Raw genomic sequence first — 1,741 nt, forward strand, 5'->3', positions numbered from 1 at the left:
TTAGCTTATTGCAAAACTCTAAAAGTGTTGAAATTTAGAGTTTTTATTAAATTTATTACAAAGGGTTTCCCCCACTTTTTCTAGAATTATTTATATATACAACTACACAAATTTCTAGATAAGAAAGGAGAAGAAACCCTATGAAAGCTTTAAAAAATCAATTATCTTTCTCAAACTTTACTGATGAATTTGATAAATTAATCGAAAAAGATAAACCTAAATTGATTAAACTTTTTGAAGAGTTTATTAATATTTCTGAACTAATACCTCAATCTTTCTATGATTCATATTACTCTAAAATGGGTCGTTCTAGAGATTATCATTTATCATCTATGATTAGTGCTTTAATTCTTCAAAAACTATTCTCAATTCCTGAAACAACTCTCTTAATTACTTTTCTTGAGTTTAGTGAAGAATTACGTGATTTCTGTGGATTTAATAATGTTCCTCATGAATCCCAATTTTCTAGATTTAAGACTAATTTCTATACCGAAATAAACCAAATGTTTCACAAGTTAGTCGATATTACTGAACCTATCTGTGAGAAAATAAACTCTGAATTATCTAATATTCTAATTTCTGATACTACTGGTTTTGAAGCCTATGTTAAAGAAAATAATCCTAAGTTTTTTGAATCTATTTTGAGGGCTGCCAAACAATATGCTAAACAAAATGACGACGATAACTTTAATCCTCACAATTTAGCTTATTCTCAAATGCCTAAAAAAGCTTCTTCTAATCCAGATATCAAACTAACTTATCTAAATGGTCATTTTGGCTACTATCAAAAGTCAAATATTGTAACTAATGGTCTTGGAATCGTTCGTCATATTGATTTTTATGATTTTAATCTTGAAGAAGATAGTGAATCTCCTTCAAAGATTAAAGATAAATATGATTCAAAGACTCTCATTAGTGTTTTAAAAAACTACTTTACATTACATCCTAACTTTACGTATAAATATTTTCTTGGTGATAGTGGATTTGATGCTTATGATAATTACAAGTATCTTTATGCTGATAAACATATGATTCCAATTATCCCCATCAATCCACGCAATACAAGTAATTTACCTAAGCCAGGATTTAATGAATATGGTATTCCGACTTGTCCTTATAACTCTTCTCTAGAAATGAAATTTGATGGTATTACTAGAGAAAAAGGACGTGCCGATAGAATCAAATATTTATGTCCTAAATCTAAGAAAACTAAAATTAATGGTAAAACAGAATATATCCTTAATTGTGATAATCCCTGTACTGATTCTAAATGCGGTCGTATTATTCAAGTTGGTGTCAATAAAAACTATCGTCTAAATTCTGTAATACCTAGAGACTCTGAAAAATGGAAGTCTCTATACAAGATTAGAACTGTTTGTGAACGAGCTATCGCTCAATTAAAATCTCTAATGTGCTTAAAAGCTAGCAAATTAAGAAATTCAACAAGCATAAAATCTGATGTTCTTTTAGCAGGGATTACACAACTAATTGCTTTAATTATTTTGTATAAATCAAATCAAGTAAAAAGACCAAGAGCAATTAAATCTCTAGTAGCATAATCCTTAATTTACATATTTTACTTATCTTAAGCTAGCTTTTGGTAGCTGTTTTTGTCATGTCTTTTTTCTTCTAATCTACTTAACCAATAACTGTAGATTCAACAATTTTTACTAATCTTGTACTATTAAACTATTTTTTTCGTAATCTAAGCCTTCAGCTATTTAATTTCGCAATTACCTAT

Annotated in this window: 1 protein-coding gene; it reads left to right on the forward strand. The window is 28.1% G+C overall.

The annotated features are described in order from the left end of the window. Positions 1 to 140: 140 nt before the first annotated feature. Complete coding sequence (locus tag L21TH_RS07390) at positions 141 to 1,559, forward strand: transposase (RefSeq protein WP_006313179.1); 1,419 nt, start codon at positions 141 to 143, stop codon at positions 1,557 to 1,559. Positions 1,560 to 1,741: the final 182 nt, after the last annotated feature.

Origin of the sequence: Caldisalinibacter kiritimatiensis, from assembly GCF_000387765.1 — a bacterium.
Classification (GTDB): domain Bacteria; phylum Bacillota; class Clostridia; order Tissierellales; family Caldisalinibacteraceae; genus Caldisalinibacter; species Caldisalinibacter kiritimatiensis.